Source organism: Kocuria aegyptia, from assembly GCF_039530085.1.
GTDB lineage: Bacteria > Actinomycetota > Actinomycetes > Actinomycetales > Micrococcaceae > Kocuria > Kocuria aegyptia.
This window is the reverse complement of the sequence record NZ_BAAAOA010000039.1, coordinates 249-2,618: the sequence shown is the minus strand read 5'-3', so window position 1 is coordinate 2,618 and position 2,370 is coordinate 249. Positions and strand designations below refer to the sequence as shown.

Genomic DNA, 2,370 nt, shown 5'->3' with positions numbered 1-2,370 from the left:
CCTGATCCTGTGGGCGGCCTCCATCTCTTCGGTCATCGGTGCGGCCTACACCTCCGTCTCCTTCATCACCACGTCCCGGACCAGGGACCGGACCCGCAACCTGCTGACCGTGGTGTTCATCCTCATCTCCGCCACCGTGTTCGTGCTGCTGGGCCAAGCGCCCTCCACCCTGCTCATCCTGGCGGGTGCGGTGAACGGGCTGATCCTGCCGCTGGGCTTCGCGGTGCTGCTGTGGGTGGCCTGGCGCCGCCGGGACCTGCTGGGAGGCTACCGGTACCCGAAGTGGCTGGCGACCCTCGGCACCGCGGTGTGGCTGCTCACCATCTATCTGGGCTACCAGTCCCTGGGCGGTATCGCCGCGCTGTGGTCATGAACGCCACGGAAACCATGAGCACGCAAGGCAACCCGGAGCGGGCGGCCCTGGATCCGGGCGTGGCCCGGGAGATGTTCCGCAGCGGCCTCATCACGCCGACCTCCGGGTGGTGCGACGGCTTCGCGCAGGCCAACCTGATCGTCGTCCCGAGGGACTGGGCCTTCGACGTGCTGCTCTTCGCCCAGCGCAACCCCAAGCCGTGCCCGGTGCTGGGCGTGCTCGAGGCGGGGGAGGTGACCGGGCCGCTCCTGCGCGGAGGAGACGTGCGCACCGATGCCCCTCTCTACACCGTCTACGAGAACGGCGAGGCCGCCGGCACCCGCACCGACCTGCTGGACGTGTGGCGCGAGGACCTCGTGACCTTCGCCCTCGGGTGCAGCTTCACCTTCGAGGCGGCCCTGCAGGAGGCCGGGATCCCGGTCGCCCACATCGACCAGGGCGTCAACGTCGCGATGTACCGCACGGCGGTCCCGACCGAGCCCGCCGGCCGGCTGTCGGGGCCTCTGGTGGTGTCCATGCGCCCGGTCCCGGCGTCTCGAGTGGCCGACGCCGTACGGATCACCTCGCGCTACCCGGCCGTCCACGGTGCCCCGGTGCACGTGGGGGCCCCGGAGGAACTGGGCATCGACGACCTCGCGGCGCCGGACTACGGGGACGCGGTCGAGATCCCGGCCGGTCACGTCCCTGTGTTCTGGGCCTGCGGGGTGACCCCGCAGGCGGCGGTGCTCGCCTCCGGGGTGCCGTTCGCCCTCGGGCACGCCCCCGGCCACATGCTCATCACCGACGTCCCGAACTGGCAGTACCAGGTGCCGTGACGGTCCCTGGCTCGGAAACGGGCAGGACCCCCGCCAGGACGTCGAGCAGTTGCTCCCGCGAGGCCCGCAGGTAGTCCTCCATCTCCGCGGCAGCCTCCTCTCGGCGACCGGACTCGAACAGTTCTAGGATCCGGGCGTTGCGCTCGATCCAGGGCTCGTGGAAGGACGGGGCCTCCCGCATGCTGAAGAACACCAGCCGCATCTCCGCCAGGATCCGGGCCATCAGCTCGTCCTGCCGGGCCGAGCCCGCCAGGCCCACCACGGCGCGGTGGAAGCGCTGGTTCGCCTCGGCCATGCCCGCGACGTCGCCGCGCCCACGGGCCGTGCGGCCCTCCTCGACGGCGGCGTGCAGCTCTGGCTGCGGTCCTGGCTGCGCCCAGCGCAGCGCGGAGGTCTCCAGGGCCAGGCGCACCCGGTACACCTCCCGGACCTCGTCCGCCCCCGGAAACGCCACGAAGACCCCGCGGTGGGGGATCCGGACGAGCAGGTTCTCCTCGACCAGGGCCGCGAAGGCCTCGCGCAGGGTATTGCGGGAGATCCCGAGCACCCGGCTCACCTGGGCCTCGGAGAGCTTGGTCCCGGGCCGCAGTCGGCTGGCGGTGATGCCCCGGCGCAGGACCTCGGCCGCCCACGGGGTGGCCTCCCCCTGCGGGGCGGGGCCGGCCCCGGCGGCGGCCTGCAGCAACTGATCCTCGGAGCTGTTCATCGGCTTCCATCCTGGGAGCCCGCACCGCTCCCGTGCCCGCTCAGGACAGCCGGGCGAGCACCTGGTCGGCGGCCACGGCCTCGCCGGGGGCCGCCAGCAACTCGGCGACGCGCCCGGCCCGCGGGGCAGCGACGCGGGTCTCGGTCTTCATGGCCTCGAGCACGACGACGTCCTGCCCCTGCTCCACCTCGTCACCGGCGGCGACCAGCCACGAGACGAGGGTGCCGGCGAAGGGGGAGGCCACTGCGCCATCGTCGGCGGCGGCGGGGCCCGGCGCGGGCACGCCACCGGCCGCGGGGGCGGCGCTCAGGGCGGCTACGAGGGCCTCGGGGATTCCGAGCGTCACGCGCTTCCCGTCCACGTCCACGGTGAAGCGGGTGCGGCCGGGCTGGTCCGCGCGGGCGTAGCCGGCGTCGGGGTCGAGCCGGCCGGCGAACTCGTCCTCGATCCAGGTGGTCCACACCCCGAGCTCCTCG

At 73.3% G+C, this 2,370-nt stretch carries 3 protein-coding genes and 1 pseudogene; 2 read left to right on the top strand and 2 right to left on the bottom strand.

The window, feature by feature from the left end; all coding sequences use genetic code 11:
• Together ABD220_RS14030 and ABD220_RS14025 are read left to right on the top strand one after the other, a co-directional pair.
• Positions 1-373: pseudogene (locus ABD220_RS14030) on the top strand (hypothetical protein); the annotation flags it as partial.
• 14 nt (positions 374-387) lie between these two features.
• Positions 388-1,188, top strand: coding sequence for a putative hydro-lyase (locus tag ABD220_RS14025; protein ID WP_344123556.1), 801 nt, complete (start codon positions 388-390; stop codon positions 1,186-1,188).
• Here the strand turns inward: ABD220_RS14025 and ABD220_RS14020 are convergent.
• Both ABD220_RS14020 and ABD220_RS14015 read right to left on the bottom strand, forming a co-directional pair.
• Positions 1,151-1,894 carry a GntR family transcriptional regulator gene (locus ABD220_RS14020; protein WP_344123554.1) on the bottom strand — a complete coding sequence of 248 codons (744 nt, stop codon included), beginning with the start codon at positions 1,892-1,894 and terminating at the stop codon, positions 1,151-1,153. The two genes, ABD220_RS14025 and ABD220_RS14020, sit on opposite strands and share 38 nt — an antisense overlap.
• Positions 1,895-1,934: 40 nt before the next feature.
• Positions 1,935-2,081 (bottom strand): acyl-CoA carboxylase biotin carboxyl carrier protein subunit, encoded by a 147-nt coding sequence (locus ABD220_RS14015; protein WP_425552565.1) that lies wholly within the window; start codon positions 2,079-2,081, stop codon positions 1,935-1,937.
• Between the last annotated feature and the right edge of the window lie 289 nt (positions 2,082-2,370).

Excerpts from the sequence above, each read along its gene's own strand:
- ABD220_RS14025 (WP_344123556.1), top strand. The coding sequence starts at position 388 with ATGAGCACGCAAGGCAACCCGGAGCGGGCGGCCCTGGATCCGGGCGTG.
- ABD220_RS14020 (WP_344123554.1), bottom strand. The coding sequence starts at position 1,894 with ATGAACAGCTCCGAGGATCAGTTGCTGCAGGCCGCCGCCGGGGCCGGC.